The 17,674-nt window shown below is 38.9% G+C and carries 12 protein-coding genes; 7 read left to right on the top strand and 5 right to left on the bottom strand.

Annotated features, from left to right (window positions below; translation table 11 throughout):
* Positions 1-43 precede the first annotated feature (43 nt).
* Genes L2567_RS14200 through L2567_RS14190 form a run of 3 tightly spaced genes read right to left on the bottom strand, consistent with a single transcriptional unit; the run spans position 44 to position 3,940 of the window.
* The gene (locus L2567_RS14200; protein ID WP_235298459.1) at positions 44-1,477 is read right to left on the bottom strand and encodes an O-antigen ligase family protein; all 1,434 of its coding nucleotides are present in this window, start codon (positions 1,475-1,477) and stop codon (positions 44-46) included.
* Positions 1,477-2,466, bottom strand: coding sequence for a GumC domain-containing protein (locus L2567_RS14195; protein ID WP_235298458.1), 990 nt, complete (start codon positions 2,464-2,466; stop codon positions 1,477-1,479). The genes L2567_RS14200 and L2567_RS14195 overlap by 1 nt, the downstream gene beginning before the upstream one ends.
* A gap of 43 nt (positions 2,467-2,509) precedes the next feature.
* Positions 2,510-3,940, bottom strand: coding sequence for an oligosaccharide flippase family protein (locus tag L2567_RS14190; RefSeq protein ID WP_235298457.1), 1,431 nt, complete (start codon positions 3,938-3,940; stop codon positions 2,510-2,512).
* Positions 3,941-3,968: 28 nt separating this feature from the next.
* Here L2567_RS14190 and L2567_RS14185 point away from each other — a divergent pair, with 28 nt between their 5' ends.
* A complete protein-coding gene (locus L2567_RS14185; protein ID WP_235298456.1) occupies positions 3,969-5,060 on the top strand; it encodes a DUF2891 domain-containing protein in 1,092 nt (363 codons plus the stop codon).
* Positions 5,061-5,081: 21 nt separating this feature from the next.
* On the opposite strand, the gene L2567_RS14180 is transcribed toward L2567_RS14185, so the two are convergent.
* Positions 5,082-6,524 (bottom strand): amidohydrolase family protein, encoded by a 1,443-nt coding sequence (locus L2567_RS14180; protein ID WP_235298455.1) that lies wholly within the window; start codon positions 6,522-6,524, stop codon positions 5,082-5,084.
* Between the two features lie 175 nt (positions 6,525-6,699).
* On the opposite strand from L2567_RS14180, the gene L2567_RS14175 reads away from it, so the two are divergent.
* From L2567_RS14175 to L2567_RS14150, 6 genes are all read left to right on the top strand, one after another.
* Positions 6,700-8,127 carry a hypothetical protein gene (locus L2567_RS14175; protein ID WP_235298454.1) on the top strand — a complete coding sequence of 476 codons (1,428 nt, stop codon included), beginning with the start codon at positions 6,700-6,702 and terminating at the stop codon, positions 8,125-8,127.
* 34 nt (positions 8,128-8,161) lie between these two features.
* Positions 8,162-8,881, top strand: coding sequence for a hypothetical protein (locus L2567_RS14170; protein WP_235298453.1), 720 nt, complete (start codon positions 8,162-8,164; stop codon positions 8,879-8,881).
* A gap of 54 nt (positions 8,882-8,935) precedes the next feature.
* The gene (locus L2567_RS14165; protein ID WP_235298452.1) at positions 8,936-9,955 is read left to right on the top strand and encodes a ligase-associated DNA damage response exonuclease; all 1,020 of its coding nucleotides are present in this window, start codon (positions 8,936-8,938) and stop codon (positions 9,953-9,955) included.
* Entirely contained in the window at positions 9,942-11,528 is a 1,587-nt protein-coding gene (locus L2567_RS14160) for an ATP-dependent DNA ligase (protein ID WP_235298451.1), read from the top strand. The genes L2567_RS14165 and L2567_RS14160 overlap by 14 nt, the downstream gene beginning before the upstream one ends.
* 104 nt (positions 11,529-11,632) lie before the next feature.
* Positions 11,633-14,884, top strand: coding sequence for a hypothetical protein (locus L2567_RS14155; RefSeq protein ID WP_235298450.1), 3,252 nt, complete (start codon positions 11,633-11,635; stop codon positions 14,882-14,884).
* Positions 14,885-15,069: 185 nt separating this feature from the next.
* Positions 15,070-16,572 (top strand): vWA domain-containing protein, encoded by a 1,503-nt coding sequence (locus L2567_RS14150; RefSeq protein WP_235298449.1) that lies wholly within the window; start codon positions 15,070-15,072, stop codon positions 16,570-16,572.
* An 18-nt stretch (positions 16,573-16,590) separates the two neighbouring features.
* Here the strand turns inward: L2567_RS14150 and L2567_RS14145 are convergent, their stop codons facing one another.
* A complete protein-coding gene (locus tag L2567_RS14145; protein WP_235298448.1) occupies positions 16,591-17,601 on the bottom strand; it encodes a VPGUxxT family thioredoxin-like (seleno)protein, type 2 in 1,011 nt (336 codons plus the stop codon).
* Positions 17,602-17,674 lie beyond the last annotated feature (73 nt).

Here is a 17,674-nt window from a genome sequence, read left to right as displayed (position 1 = left end):
AATTATGAATCTTTATTCTGGCTCGCAAATCTATCTAAACATTTTATGTGGTGCGGACACTTCCTGCCCTTACTCCCTCTCTCACTATAATCGCTACTCCTATAAAAAACAATCCTCCTATTTTTAATGCCTCCAATAAGTCATTGATAAAGATCGTGATGGCGATCAACATTATGGAGATCGTTGCCGCCATGACCAATAACTTCAACTCACGATCCTCAAGCTGATGGTAGACCCTCTGCCCATAAATTAATATGGTAATAAGTAAGCCAAGAAAAACCAAAAGACCCGGTATCCCCTGTTCCACCAAAGTCATTAAGTAATAGTTATGAATTCCGGATTTGTCCGGATTGTCAGATACATAGGTCACAAAACTGCTGACCATGTAGTTTCGATAATTAAAGTAGAAGTTGCCAGGACCAAAACCTGTCCAAGGTCGTTCATGGATCATGTGCCCACCAGCTACCCAGCGATTTACACGTTCCATGGTCGAGATGTCTTCTAACTTTACTGTCGCTTCTATTAAATTGTCATAGTTCGTATGGGTAATCGTTCGTTCGTACTGAGGAGCAAAATCCAGATAGCGTGAACCATTGACAAAGAAAACCCCCAATAAGACCACCACAATGGAACCTGCCAGTACAAGAGAAATCAGCCATCGAAACCTAATGATAAAATAGCAAACCACTCCCAACAATACCGCAGCCTGTGCTGCTCTGGTGTATGTGAAGTAGATCGCTACCAACATCATTGTACCCAATCCCAATAATATGAGTCGCTCCACTGTTCCGCGCTCATACCAATGATAAAATGCCCATACATATGGTATGAATGCTACCATGAGCAGACCGTAGTTGACATGATTTCTGTAAATCGGACTTACTGAATAATTGACTTCAGAAAATGCAAAATCAACGGATGCATGCTTAATCAATACATAAATAATCGTAATTGCCAATGGTATCATCAAGGTCCAGAAAAAAGCGCGATAATTCTGTTTTGTTTTAAAAATGTAAAGACTTACAAAATAGAATGGAACGACATACCAGATCTTTGCCACTAAGAACTTAAGACCAACTACTTTTTCTTCAGCAAATACCGCGGCTATCAAAATCCACATCAGGTGAAACAGCAAAGCAATAGTAACCGGATGGTTGATATAAGCCGTCGCAGATTTCCTAAATTTAAGCAATAACAAGAAGGGGGACAGTGCTGTGATTGCGATCAGTATGGGTTCTCCGGGGAGATCGATTCCCAATCCATTTGGTAGATAAATTTCAATGGTCAATGGAATCACTAAAATGAGCAGATAATACAGCTTCGAGATATCCAACAGACTGATAAACCCTACCATTAAAGCGAAAGGGATTAATGCTAATACATACGTTTCTGTTAATAATGCTCCAAAGATGCAACCCAGGAATACAGCTGAAAGCAGCCCGAACAGTTTAACGGGATTTTCCAACAATACATTCATTACAATGCTTTCCAGTTAATACTTCTAACTTTTTCAACTACAACCGCTGCAAGGAGACAAAAGAACAGCGAAACCAAACCGGCAGCAATCACCAAGATCGATCGACGGGGCCGCGATTTCACCATTGGAATATCCGCAGATTCTATTAAATGTACGGCCTTGAAATCGGATTCTTTGGCACTTAACAACTGCTTATAGCGCTCTTTATCCAAACTTAATTGAAGTCCAAATTCTCTTTGCTCCTGTTCCATCACCACAACTTTGGAGACTCCTTTAGCAAATTCCGAAATCTTACCTTCGATGACTCTAATTTGATCCGGCGATCTGGCTTCAGCCAAGGCCTGTGTCAATGCTTCTCCCTGATTTCTCGAATCAAAAATTTCATACCTTTCTTTTACCCTCTCTATTTTGCTGGTTAAAGAATCCAGTTCAGTGGTCTTCCTATCAATATTTTTCTTGTACTTATCAATCTGCAACTGTTGAGAACTCTTGACGGTTCTCTGAGCAATTTCATTGACTAAATCCCTGGCCCTGTTGGCAATATCCCTGGCCTGCTCTGGATCTGTATCTTCCATTGAAATCTCTATGGCATCGTACTTATTTTTTTGAGCAGAATACAGCTTGTAGAATTTTTCCAGAACCCTATATTTCCCCTTTTGTGTTTCATTTTTGATCTCGTAGTGTTCAGCCAGCTTGTATTCATCAATTAATCTGGTGGCTACTTCACCAGAGTTGGCAATCGATAAGAGCCGATCTATGTCTTCATCTCTACCGTAATATTCGATGTCTATTTCCAATCCTCCTATGGGGGCGGGTTTTGCCAGATCAGAACTTGCCGCATAAAAAGTCGTAGAGGCTTTATAGTAATTGTCCATCATCAAAGAGATGATAATGGTTCCTACGACCGCAATCGAACAGACTATAAAAATGGCTCGGAACCACTTTTTAAATGTCTTTAATAATGACATTAAACTATCCTTACTATCCATGTCCTCTAGTTATTCCGCAAATGTATGAAAACTAGGCCATATCTCAGACCACCTTAAAGTCTGATCTCCTAATCAATCCAACAATAAACGCAAGTCCCAAGGAAAGTATTCCTACGATTAGAATTTTCGTGCCGAAGTGTATGTAGGTCAATGTTTCGAAATAGAAAAACAAAAGAACAGAAATTATACCGACCAGTATGATTTTACTCACTGCTTTTAATGGACTTTCAAGTTTAAAGTACTGGAAACAAAAATACATTTGAAAAATCAAAACAATGGTTTGTGTCACAGCGGTGGCACCGGCTGCGCCCTCCTTTCCGTATTTTGGAATCGCAACAAAATTGAAAACTATATTGATAATGAAACCGACTATGGCTATCCCATTAAGTGTCTTGATATTACCATTGGCCGTCAAAAGTGTTCCATATATATAATTGAGACTCAATGAAACACCTGCAATCATAAGCCATAAAAAGGTGTGCGAAACCCCCTCGTTTGCTGCATCATAAAAAAATGATAATATTTCCGTACCGTGAAAATATACCATGATGACACCGAAGAAACTGCTGAACAGCAATAGTCGGAACGCCCATAAAACCAGGGCATTGATATCTTCTCCTGCTTTAAGCATCCTCGAAAACATAGGCAAAAGCAATACAGCGAAAAGAAACATAAAATTATTAAAGGTGTCATAAAGCCTGAATGACCTGGCATATTCTCCAGCTTCTCTGGCGTTGTCGTCGAGTAATTGTTCTAACATGATTCCATCCAGTCTAGAATATCCGGCCATGAGGATAATGAGGGTGGCATATGGCAAACTTTCCCTCAGAAGTGAGCCAACGAAGCTCCAATCCAAATGAAGATGAATGGGAGAAAGCCTTTTATGAGTGTAAAACAAAACAAAAATCTCTGTAATCAATATGCTGTAGAATTGAACCTGGACAAAGTACGTAATGGTGACGTCCACAACATTGGGATTACCCCATATAACATAGCTCATCCAAATGATCAGGATCAACTTATCAAGAACCGAGAAGAAACTATCTGTGAAGTAGCGACCGGAACCTGAAACATTGGTTCTCAAATAAAGCAGCATTGACAAAGAAACCTGACTGCCTATTACCCAAATTAGAATGCTCTCCAAGTACTTTAAATACCCAAAAATCCAGGAAGTAAAAAGCGTGATCAACACAAAAGCAATCGAAAACAAAACTTTGGAGGCTAGTGTTTTGGGCAATACTTGGGGCAATTTCTCCGGGTTCTGCGATATGTCTCTGTTGTTGAAATTTTGAACACCTAAATCAGAGAAAATTTGTTGGATGTAAACGAAATTGAATATGGCCAGAAAAAGACCGTATTCTTCAGGTCCGACGATGTTTTGAACCGAAGTATCAATTGCCAATGCGTAAAATGGCTTGATAAGGATATTAATCCCAACTAAAAAAAGGATATTAGCCGTGAATTTCTGTTTCATCGACTTAAAACTAAGATATATTTCAAAAATGAGGTTGCTTTTAATCGTATCGCTGCTACTTGGGGTTTTAACAGGGAAGGGCCAGCAAGAAACATATTTGAAATTTAATGAAAATCGATCATTGGGTTTGACCCACGAAGGTGCTGATTTTCTTGCGCAACTTGCCATAAATTGCATTCATCAGGAATATCCTAACAAACTCAATCAGTTGCTACAGGACTCGAGTATGATAGCCAGTCCAAAAGTACTGCATCCTGCCTTTTATGGCTGTTACGACTGGCACTCCTCTGTTCACGGTCATTGGATGCTTGTTCATTTACTTAGAAACTTTCCATCTCTGGCTTCGAGAAATGTAGTGGTCGATAAACTAAATATTAGTTTGACACCTGAAAACATATTACAGGAAGTAGCGTATATGAAATCCGAAAGTAAATCCTGGGAGCGGATGTATGGTTGGTCCTGGTTGATGAAATTGGCAGAAGAGCTCTATAAGTGGGATCACCCCAATGCGAAGCGATGGTATACTAATCTGAAGCCATTGGTGGATCTTGTTATTCAGAAGTATGAAGAATTTCTTCTGATACAAACTTACCCTGTACGTACAGGTGTGCATCCCAACACGGCATTTGGTCTCAGCTTTGCCTATGACTATGCTGTTACAACAGGTCAGCAAGAGCTGGAATGGTATATCAAAAAAGCAGCACTGAAGTATTATCTGGATGACGAAGGTTGTCCTGCATCCTGGGAGCCGTCAGGTGAGGATTTTTTATCCGCATGCCTGGAAGAAGCTAATTTGATGCGAAGGGTGTTGGATCCCAATTCATTTAACAATTGGTTTGAGGATTTTTTAGATAAAAAAGATTTGAAAAGTTTGATGGAACCAGCAGATGTTTCGGATAGATCCGACCCAAAGATTGTTCATCTTGACGGATTAAACCTCAGCAGAGCTACTTGTTTTTTTGGTATCGCCGGAGTGATCTTTAACGATAAGTTGAGGGACCAACTGATTGATGCTGCAAATGAACATCTCGAAGCGACATTGCCGAATATTGCCAGCGAACATTATGAGGGCACACACTGGTTGGGAACTTTTGCTGTTTATGCCTTAAGTGCACGATAAGTAGATCTTTTGTGATCAGACTCACTTCATTCCTTCAAGCTTAGTTCTCAGGGCATCAAGATCTATTTCTTTTCCATTTTTGAACACCTTCTCAGTTTTACGAGTGTTGGAAATATTCTCTAAAGGATTTTCTGTTAGAAGAATTAAATCAGCGATATAATCCACTTTTATTCGACCTAACTTATGCTCTAAACCAAAATAAATCGCTGGATTGATAGTTGCTGTTTTCAGTACATCTTCATTATTCATTCCCGCATCCGCAAAAGCTAGCAGCTCCTCATGCAGACTCAGACCAGGTGTTAAGTAAGCAATGGGAGTATCGGTCCCGGCCATTATCGAAATGTCTTTTTCATATATCTTGTTGAACATACTTTTGTTCCATTCATCATAAGTCTTCCTAAAATCTGAAACTTCCATTTTTGCTAATTCGATTGAATTCTTATTCCATTCTTGCTCAATGCTATCCGGTAAATACTTGTAGTACTCCGTCCATGCATATTGATCAAAATACCTACGGCTAAAGAGCGTATTCAAGGTCAGTGTTGGAATTTGCCAGGTGTCATTTTTCTTGAGCGTTTGCAGAACCTGATCAGCGACATCTTCAGAATAATTCGATATGGCCTCTGGACGCTGCGTATTGTGAATATTGGTTCTTAGTATCGCACCATTTTTATCTTTCCCTTGTGCCAATAATTTTCTTCGATTTGAAAGCAGTTCCTCCCAATTCGAGGCACATGAAATTTCGAGGTTTCTCATGTGTTCCATGCTGTGCAGTCCCTCATTTGAAGCAGAAATAACATCCATGGTTAAAGGAATGTGTCCGGTCACTTTCAGGTCCTTTTCATTGGCGATCCTTATAATGGTAGAAAACTGCTCAGGAGTTAACATCTCATATGCTTTCAAAAGGTCTACCCCTATTGAATCTAATAAGTTTACCTGATCTATTACCGCAGCCTGGTCTTCGAGGCCGACAGAAAGCTCTGGATGTTGATCATCACTTCCATCATAAACATTCGGTTCCCCATCCAAAAGTGGCCCTGCGATCATGACCCTGGGTGTATGCTCAGGGTTTTGCTTTGAACGGTTCTGCCACTTTTTCACAAAACCAATCTTCCCTCCGGTGTCCCTAACACTTGTAATTCCATTGAGTAGAAAAAGGTCAAACATGGCAGGAGCAAGTTCTTCGATGTAGGCAAAGTGAACATGAGCATCCCAAAGACCGGGCATTACATAAAGACCTTCGCCTTCAATTATGAATATATTTTTAGGCACCACATCCTGTGAACTATTTTTTAGTTTATAAATAAGGTGGTCTTTTATATATAAATTTTGATTTTTAATCAATCCATTTTCCGGATCAACCAAGTTTACATTGCGGACACATATTGTGTTACTTGCACTATCTGATTTGGTATTACACTTAAAGAAAATAGCGAGTAGTAAGAGCAGGTAAATAAACTTCATTGGAAACGACTTAAGCATACTTGTTTGAAGATAGTATTATTCTAAGATTATATTGAATGAGATAAAAAGTAAAAAAGAACGTAAAGAATCGTAATCTAAGCCGTATATCACCCCTATGGGTGAATGATAATTTACAAAAAAAAAATAATTTGGCTCTTATTAATTTTAGAATACAATGAAAAGAATAACAATTGCAATTTTATTTATTCTGTGTCACTTAGGCACCAACGCTAATAACTTATCCATTTCTAGTGTATCCTTGAGTGGTAACTTTTTGACATTCACCGTTCAATGGGAAAACAGCTGGAGACAAGGGCTTGAATTTCACGATGCGGTCTGGATTTTCATAAAACAAGCACCTAATGGTGGACCATCCTGGACACATGGCAACATTTCCAGTGCGCAAGCTACTTCCGGATACGAAACAATTGTTTCTAGTGACAATGTAGGCTTTTTCGTAAGAAGATCGGCGGATGGAAATGGCACAAGTACTGTTCAACTTCAAGCACAGATTAGCAATCCCGAAGGTGCCTTTCAAGATTTCAAGGTCTTCGGCGTAGAGATGGTCTACATTCCTCAAGGAAACTTTTATGCCGGGGATGGTGTGTCAACAAGCCGGATTACACCTGGTGATGACATCAGTAAAAGCTATCTAATCACCAGTGAAGCCGGATTGTTTTGCGGTTCTGGTTCAACAAACATAGATATCGCAAGTGCTACTTCTACAGGTAGATGTGTAGATCTTGATCCAAACTTTCCGAAGGGCTTTGAAGCATTCTATTCTATGAAATACAGCATAACACAGGAGCAATATGTCGATTTTTTAAATTGTTTACCGAGAAACCAACAAGAGAATAATGTGCAGGCAGATATTTCTGGAACGTCGGTTACCAATACCTACGTTATGGCTGATCAACCAACTACTTTCAATGGTAATGTAATCCGATGTCCTTCTGACATTGGTAATGGAAACATTACTTTCTTTTGTGATCGCGATGGTGATGGTGTTCCTAACGAAAGCGACGACGGTCTAGGGCGGGCAATGAATTACATCTGTTCCCAGAATTGGGCTGCTTATCTGGATTGGGCAGGTTTGCGGCCGATGTCTTTTTTAGAGTATGAAAAAGCCAGTAGAGGGCCTTTGCCTGCTGTTCCCGGTGAATTTAGTTGGGGCTCTTCATTATTAGTATATGGATCCACTATTATTGATGAGGGAACTGCAACAGAGAAGTACACAGAATCGGGAACTACAGGAGGGGTTAGCACTTATGCTAATGATGTTTTGAGAGTAGGTTTCAATGCGATAGCGCCAAATCCCACAAGGGAACTTTCGAACGCTTCCTACTATGGTGTAATCGATTTGGGGAATAATCCCAGCGATTTTTATGTAGATTATGAAGAAGGCCTTACCTATACCGGTAATCACGGAGATGGAAAGCTTTCACTTGATGGTAATGCAAATGTTGTCAACTGGCCAGACACAGATTGCGCAGGTTTTCCCATTAAGCTTAGTATAGCAAATTCTTCTTCAGTTTCTGGTCAAGGACTATCACTTTCAGGAGCTAGTTCTAGTGGTGGCGGGAGAGGAGTAAGAAATCTTTAAATTGAAGTGCTTACATAATATATTAATTTTTATAGTGTTAGGCTGCGGTATATGTCATGCACAACCTGCTTTTATTTACGAGGGCGGAAGTGGAAACGGTTATCAGTCGATTACTATAAACTACAATGGATCTGAGTTCTTATTAAAGGGTGGACAAGGCAATGGGTATGCAAAAAAGAAACTAAGTGCTCAAGGCAACAATTACCTGGTTGCTGGAGGTCAAGGAAATGGTTATTCTTTTTCAGAAATCGCCTCTCCATCATATTATATTTTTCAAGGTGGAAGTAATCATGGATACACCCTATCTCTTCTTACTTCATCCATCGATCCCTTTATTTATGCGGGTGGAAGCGGTGATGGATACGACATGATTCTGAATCTTCGTGAATTTACGTGGACTGGCGCAGTTGGTACAGGTTGGAATGTTGTAGACAACTGGAATTACAGTACGATACCAGATATCAATAGAACCGTTGTTGTTCCGGCAAATGCTATTAATTGGCCCTACCTAAATTCAGGAACTCTTGCCATCGGTAGTAATCCTAATGGAGGTGCCTTCACTGCGGGAAGATTATGGATTCAAAAAGACGCCCAACTCTATACAAGAATTAACAACTTTATAGAAAACTATGGACAACTCCGAATTGACGGGATCATGGAGGTAAGAAATTCTGCAAATGATAGCTTTATCAATTGGGGAGATGGAATTATTTCTATAGGGAAAACTGGTCAGTTAATCTTTACCAATCAATAAGTCTGCAACGAACTTTATACTTTGCTTCTCGTTCTACTGTATAGAAGATCATTTATGCCTCAACTGCTCGAACAAGATGATAAAGGAATATACTGTGCCGTGGCAGATGTATATATTGATCCCTGGAAGCCCGTAAAAAAGGCATTTGTTACTCATGCTCATGCAGATCATGCAAGGCCCGGATCGGCTCAATATGTTTGCGTAGACGCTTCGCGAGAAATCATCAAGCACAGATTAGAAGCTACGAACGTCGATTCACTTCCCTTCGGAAAACCCATAACCGTTAATGGCGTTAAGTTTTCATTTCATCCTGCAGGACATATCATAGGATCTGCACAAATCAGGGTAGAACACAAAGGTGAGGTTTGGGTGGTTTCAGGTGATTATAAAACTGAAAATGATCAGCTTTCCGGAGGCTTTGAGCCCTTAAGATGTCATACTTTCATTTCCGAATGCACCTTTGGATTACCAGTCTTTAATTGGCAACCACAAGAAACTGTCTTTAATGAAATCAACAAGTGGTGGAACACCAATAAAGAGGATGGCAAAGTCAGTTTTATTTCAGCTTATTCACTGGGTAAAGCCCAACGGGTCATTAGTGGTCTGGATGGAACGATCGGTCCCATCTATTGTCACAATGCTGTTGAAAACATTAACGAAATAGCCCGGGCTGAAGGTTTTGAGATCCAGGATACGATGCGTTTAAATATTGAAATGGATAAAAAGAGCCTTACAGGAGGTTTAATTGTTGCCCCACCAGGATTTATGAATTCAAACTACATTTCGAGGATGAAAAACGTTGATCTGGCTTCTGCTTCAGGCTGGATGAATCTGCGCGGTGCTCGTCGTCGCAGAGCTGTTGACCGGGGTTTTGTATTAAGTGATCACGCAGACTGGAATGGCCTATTAAGCGCCATCTCAGCTACAGAAGCGAGCAAGATTCTGGTAACACATGGCTATGTAAATGTCTTTTCTAAGTATCTTCAGGAGTTAGGCTATGACGCACAAATTCTCCAAACGGAATATGAAGGGGATGAAGTAGAACAAGAAGTTGTTGCTGATGAAGGCGTTTAGTACACTATTTACTAAGGTTGAACAGACAACCTCTACCAATGCTAAAGTACAAGCTTTGGTAGAGTTTTTTCATGAAGCTCCTGATGAAGATAAAATTTGGGCCATCGCTTTATTTACACATCGAAGACCACGGAGAACGATCAGCACCACTTTATTAAGAGAGTGGGCTGCGGAATTGGCTAATATTCCCGCCTGGCTTTTTGAAAACAGTTATCATATCGTAGGAGATCTAGCAGAAACAATTGCGCTTGTCCTACCGGCCAATGAGCATCAGATTGATAAATCTTTGAGTCAATGGATTACCGAAATATCTGAACTGAAAAAACAAGACGATTCGGTCAAAAAAGACTGGATTATTACTGCCTGGTCGGGATTGAATAAGAATCAACGGTTTATTTTAAATAAATTGATCACCGGAGGGTTTAGGGTGGGTATCTCCCAACGGCTCATCACCAAAGCACTGGGAAAGTATTTGGAAGTAGACGACAGTAAGATTGCCCATCGACTGATGGGAGATTGGTCTCCATTTGATACAAGTTTCGAAGAACTGATGCTTTCTCAAGATTTTAAGGATGCTATTTCCAGGCCGTATCCATTCTATTTAGCTTATGCCATAGAAAAAGAATTGGAAGATTTGGGGTCTGCAGACACATGGAGTGCTGAGTGGAAGTGGGATGGTATTAGAGGTCAATATATTTATCGAGAAGGCGAGATCTTTATATGGTCTAGAGGAGAGGAACTGGTTACGGACCGTTTTCCTGAGTTACACACGGTTCCAAACGGCATCAACGAAAACTTCGTTATAGATGGGGAAATATTGGCTTACTACGAAGATCAACCGATGAATTTCCAACATTTGCAAAAAAGAATCGGTAAAAAAACCGTAGGGAAAAAATTAATTAAAGATGTTCCGGTAGTATTCATGGCATATGATCTGCTCGAGCTCAACGGTCAGGATATGCGTCACAAAACCTTTGCAGAAAGGCGATCACTATTAGAAGATTTAGCATCTCAAAGCAAAAGTGAACATCTCATTTTGTCTAAATTGATAGAATTTAATGATTGGGATGTCCTGCGGAAGCTAATTAAAGAAGCGAGAGAACGTAAAACGGAAGGGTTTATGTTAAAAAACCTGGCCTCTCCCTACAGAAATGGACGTAAAAAAGGAGATTGGTGGAAATGGAAAGTCGATCCATACACGATAGATGCAGTCATGACTTATGCTCAGCGTGGTCATGGTCGTCGGGCAAACCTCTTTACTGACTTCACTTTTGGGTTATGGAATGAGGAAGGAAACTTAGTCACTTTTACGAAGGCCTATTCAGGATTAACAGATGTTGAATTTCAAGAAATCAGCAGATGGGTTCGAAGAAACACCTTGGAACGTTTTGGTCCTGTGAATGCAGTTAAGCCTGTCCACGTATTTGAAATTGCATTTGAAGGAATACAAGAATCCAGGCGACATAAATCTGGAGTTGCGCTCCGTTTTCCCAGAATTTTGCGTTGGCGAAAGGATAAAAAACCAGAGGATGCCAATACCCTCGAGGATATAAAGCAACTGTTACAGGAATAGATTTTTTTATGAATTCAGCATTAAAAAATATAGCTAAAATCATCCTCTCGGGTGATCCTTTAAGTTCAAAGTCTTTATAGATTTAGAACTTAATATTTAACGCTATGAGACCATTATTGTTAATTGCTTTTATGCTTACCATCCTTTCACTTCATGCAACTCAAATATATTGGACCGGAACCAATAGTATTGCATGGGACGATGGCGGCAACTGGGATTTAGGACGAATTCCTATCGCCTCTGATTCTGTTTTTACTTTCTATGGCGACAACATAGCTATACCTGTAGGCTATACCGCCAGAGCGAAGTATGTGCGCCTGCTTGGAAACCTTACCATTAATCCTTCCGGACAACTTATCATTAAGGACGGAGCTTTTGATGCCTGGGGAAACGTTACCAATTATGGTACCATCAAAGTTCAAACTTCGCCAAGAGAAGAAATTTACTTTAGAACTCAAGCTTCTGATGTAGAATTTCATAATTATGGAGAAATTCTTATTGATCAGGCGGCTGAAGAAGGTTTGTTAATATGGAATGGCCAGGTTTTTACGAATCATAATGATCCAACTTTACTTGGAAAGGTAACTATAACCAATTGTGGAAAGGCTTCTCTGCATTTATTGATAGGTACTTTTGTTAATGAAGGCATTCTTCAACTTGGTTCCACTACAGAAGGTATTGCCCTTAAGATTGAAAATACATTATCTGAGTTCATCAATAATTCTTGCGGAAAAACCGTTCTTCTCAACGGTTTATCCTTTATCGAGGGTAGCTTTACTAATTACGGTTTTTTTCGGCAAAATTTCGATGGTGATAATGATATAGATGCCTCAAATACATTTTTGGCTAATTATGCTTCAATTGAAGATATCAACAATAGCTTCAATGTTCTAGACTTCGACGTTCAAAGTATATGGACAAACGAAGTTTCGTCCGAAATACGAACAGGTGATACCTCAGTATTTTTCGTACCGTCTTTGCCAAGCGGTTTCGTAATTTCCGACGTATTTGCGGACGCCTTATTAACTATAACCGCTGGTCCTGTTGACCTCACAACTAATACATGGGTTCCAAACGCTAATGCAAATGGACTTACTCGCTTTTACTACGAAATAAACGACAATTCGAATTGTAAAGATATCGTGCAATTTGATGTATCGATGCCTGTAATCGCTGTGACATATTGGGTGGGTCTAGAAACAGGTAGTTGGCAATTTGGATTTAATTGGAATACCGGCATTACTCCAACGATTAATGATAATGTGGCCATTTATGATCCCACAGTCACCGTCAACATACCTTTAAGTTATCAAGCTTTCGCAAGAACATTGGATCTGCGGGGAAAATTAAACATAACAGCTCTTGCATCTTTTGAGCTGGATGGACAAGGAGATAATGTGGGGATTACCACTTCTGATGGCGCAGAAATTGTAAACAATGGAACGCTCCTAATATCTGATGTTTTTACAGGTATTAAGGCTACTAATACTACTATCATAAATAATAACACTACATCCTTTACTCAAATTTATACTGAGGGTATCGATATTCGAACCAATTCACCGGGATCGAGTGAGCTTAGCAATAATGGTACCCTACAAGTTAATAATGCTAATTTAATTGATGCGGATGAAACGCCTTTTTTCAATAGAGGTTTATTGCTTGTGAATGAACCGATAGGCTATGCAATCAATTGTGAAAATCTCATCAATACGGGAACAATAGAAATTACTGGTGCCAATAAAACGGGTAAGGGCTTTTTAGGAACTATTATTAATCGGTTTGGAGCTAGTATTATTGTTGATAACCTTGATAACGGTTTATATTTTCAAGGCGGGGATAATTTTGGTGTTATTTCAGCTCACAACTGTAATACTGGAATTACTATAGATGGCGATTTTAGCAATTCTAGTACTGCAACCATGGATATTACTGGTTGCAATATCGGTGTTTATCATACAGATGAGGACTTTAATAACTTTGACGGTGCTCACATACGCATTCTGAATTCTGGTCAAAGCGGTTTTGTACAATCCTCTTTGTCGTCTCAAGCAAAGTTTTATAACAAAGGCTTTTTAGAAATCTCGGATTCAGAGCTTTACGGTATAGAGTGTTTAAAAGACGTGTTTAACCAAGATAACGGGAAAATTACGATCACAAATTCAGGAAACAGTGGCTTGTTTGTTTATGCACTTTCTGCAGAATTTTTCAATGAAGATCAAGCCATAATTGAGATAAAAAATTCTACGCAGTACGGTATTCTTATGCAAGGTGGCACATTCAATAATAAAGACAACGGTCAAATCATTATTGATACTGCTCAGATGGCAGGAATACTTATCGATGAATTTACTACTGGTGGAATAGCACCTGGTGTTTTTACAAATTCATCAACTATAGAAATAGGTCGAGACTTTTCTGCCACTGGAATTGAAATAGAACCTTTTTGCTCTTTCACTAATGAAGCATGCAATGGTAACATCTGTAATTTTGGAACCTTTGTAAACGATGGGACATTCACAAATGACGGTATTTATAGGCACTTGGGTTACGGGATCAATAACTCGACGTTACCTATTTCAAACAACGGTATTCTTTACGATCCTAATCATACCATTCCACTATCCAATATTAGTAATCTAAACGTGGTCATTCAAGAAAAAAATGGAAGCTTTGATGAAGAGGAAATAATCCCTGCCTTTCTGAATGTCAACTATCCTTTGGATCCAAACTTTGAAATAGAATCTCCTTTTTATGTAGATGGTCAATTACAAACAGTAGGAGGACAATTTAATACGAATATAAATGAATTTATGGTTGCCAATGCAGCAGTAGGTGCTTCCGAATTTTATTTTAGAATTAGAGCTCTGGGATGTCCTTCAATGGATATTGATACCTTCAAACTTCCCTTGCAAAATCCCATTAATAAGATTTGTAAACAGCTCACTTGGAATGGTGGTAAAGGTCAATGGACAGATGCTTCCAAATGGGATATTGGAAGGACACCTTCCACATGTGATCAAGCTTCAGTAAATGGAATTTTAGATTCTGTACTTGTATTTGATACAAACACCATCACCATAGACGCCATTCAAAATTTTGGTTTTCTGCAAATTTCACCTTCTTCTCAAATTGATTTATTAGGAAGTGCGACCCATGGTATTAGGAATCAGGGTAGAATTATAAATAATGGAACTTTGCAAATCGTAAATCCGACATTGAACGGTTATTTCGGTGAAAGTAACTCTATCTTCACGAACAATGGCACTCTTAATGTCTTTAATCCTATGCAAGCTGCAATTCGACTGAAGGGTAATTCTATTTTATATCAAAAAGGTCTATTAGACATTCAATAAATCTATTAGAACAATACCTCGGACGGATATTCGTAAGAGTTTATAGATTTAGTCGAATCGAATCTTGTATTGCTAAAATTTAAAGTGTCGCCTACGCGTTAAATTTTAATGCGTAACCAATTGATCCTTTTTCACACCCACACTATATGATATAGCGATACACTGAACCCTTTGTTTATATCGTTATGATTCTCTTTTCTTTTTATCCTCGTCTTTTTATTCCTCTATTATTAGGTCTCTTACAGATAGGTGCTATATACAGTCAGGACAGCCTTGCTTATAAACATTTACGTTTAGCAGAAGAATTTGCTGAAGCGAATAATGAGGCACTTGCAACCAAACATTTTAACAAAGCCTATGAGTTTTCAGTCTTTGACTACACCATACAACAAAAGGCCATGGACTTCTTCTTTAAGAATAAAGATCTTGAAAATTTAGAAAAGTTTTTGAGGTTAGACATGATGTCAAATAGCAACCATAATGGAAAAGCGCTTAAACTCTACTATCGAGGCATCATCGAAATGAAAGGTGGTGTTGAAAAATTTCATGATGCTTACCAATCCTTCCATCGAGCCAAATATGAAATTGAACGTTCTGAGTTTCCAGATTTAGACCTTTGGGCAGATATTCTTGTGGCTTGTGGTTATTCTAAGGTTGTTACACGATCTCTTAGCAGTGATGGAAAAGGATATTACTTCAGTATTTTAAGAGTAGAAGACTTTATAAATGCGTATACCTATTATAAAAAGGCGACGATTTTGGATCCTGAGCATGAAATCGCTCTTAAAAATTTAGATACCGTCGAAGTTCGAATTCTAAATTGTGGTAAAGAGCTTCCCATTAATGGAGCCTTCACATTCGAAACAGAAGCATTAAAGAAGAGAATACATCAGGACAGTATAAAGAAAGACTCTCTCAATCTGATAAATCAATTACGCTCCATCAATTTGCAACATCTTCCAAAGCAAATAGGTCAGATGATATCTTTGGTCAATAATTATGATGAAATCGTACTGGTTATGGATATTTCAGGATCTATGGATGATCCAGTGGATTGGGCTCAGCAAGTAAGCAGATTCATGGTTATGCAGGAGTTAAGTCTGGCAATCCTCAAGCAAGCGAATGTCAGAATCAATATAGGTGCTATCACTGTAGGGGGTGAGTGTGGTTTAGCGCCCATATTGAAGTCTGGAATTGGGGAAAATAGAAGACTAGAGTTGAGCAATTTAATCACTAGGGTAAAACCTTACGGGTGGACACCATTAAATAGGATGCTTAATGAGGCTAGTCAGTTATTTACTTCAGCATCAAACCGGAAAACTGTTCTTTTGATCTCTGATGGAATGGATTCATGTAAAGAGGGTATCAAACTATGTGACACCGCAGTGAAATTACATCACTCTGGAATCGATCTTTCTGTATTTTCCTTTCTATTTGAAGGAACTAGCTATGAAAATAATTTTGCTTACCAAATCTACGAATGTATGACAGAAGCTGCCAATGGCAAAATTTTCTACTTAGATGAAAATGGGCATGTGGTCGAGAGAAAAAAGAAAGAAAAACGCGAACAATTTGTAGACTTTACACTGCCTGCATTCATCAATACCAATCGTTACCGTGTCATAGATTGTCTTTGCGAATTTGACTGGGAACCGGTTAGAAATTCTGATCATATAATGAAGCAATAGGATGCCAGCTTTTTATCATTAGTTTAGGTGCTCGCAAGCGGTCCACCATGCATCCGTAAAATCTCTGTTAAAAAGTATCTTCCAGTCTTTTTTTCTATTTTTTCTGATAAGTGATATTAACTTTTGTTGCCTCGGACTTAACAGGTCCGATGGATCTTCATTTTCGCCCAGTCTTACATTGATTTTTTGAGCTTGATATTCGCTCATTGGCAAGTGTTTGTAGATACTATTTGCCAGGTAATACTTCGGTGTCTTGTCTGCTCTGTAAGATTTGAGCATTCTGGCTTTGCGATTTGTTAATTGATAAGCTAACCTTTGCTCATCCGGATCATTGGAATAAACTTGATCAGCACATTTTTGGTTGCTGGCCTGACTTACTATTGTAGAATAATTTACCAAGTCCGGATTGTATTTGAATCGAACAACTTCCTTTCCATCCATGAATCCCGCTTCCGTCTCTGCCACACCTTTGATATTTCCTATGATCTTTTCACCGGTCCAAAAACAATACATAGAAACATAGGATTCCTTCAGCTGTCCTTGCTTTACTTCCAATTCTTCTCTGAGCAAGTGTAAATATTCAGGAACGATCTTATTGGATTCTAATAAAGCATTGATCATGGTTTGTACAACTCCTTGCTGACTGTAGTTGCTGTAAAGTCTACGAACAATATTTTTACCATTTTTATCCACGATTCTAACTACAGGATTGTTCCATGTAGGCTCATTATACTTTTCTAAAACGCTCTTATCCGCACCACCTTTATTATTATAGATGACGAGTGGAATAAATTCATCTTCAATGGCTTCCACAATCAATGGATGACTTAGAACATGGTTGCCATAATTCTTGCACGTCGAACACCCTGGAACTTCTTGAAAGAGAATAAACACAGGTTTATCAAGGTTCTCGGCGAGTTTAAGTACTTCATTATAGTTTCTGTGCCAAGTTACTTTTCCCAGTTCTTCAGGATTAGAATTTACGGGTGTTTGAAATAGTGACCACAAGCTGAGCAGGAGATAAATCATGATTTTTCTTTTAAAACTTTCACCTAATTCATAAAAGTGCCAGAAAGAGGGCATAAAGCTGTTAAATGTATCC

Source organism: Portibacter marinus, assembly GCF_021533195.1.
In the GTDB taxonomy this organism is placed as follows: Bacteria; Bacteroidota; Bacteroidia; order Chitinophagales; family Saprospiraceae; genus Portibacter; species Portibacter marinus.
The sequence above is the reverse complement of the archived record's forward strand: the minus strand, read 5'-3'. Positions and strand labels throughout refer to the sequence as shown.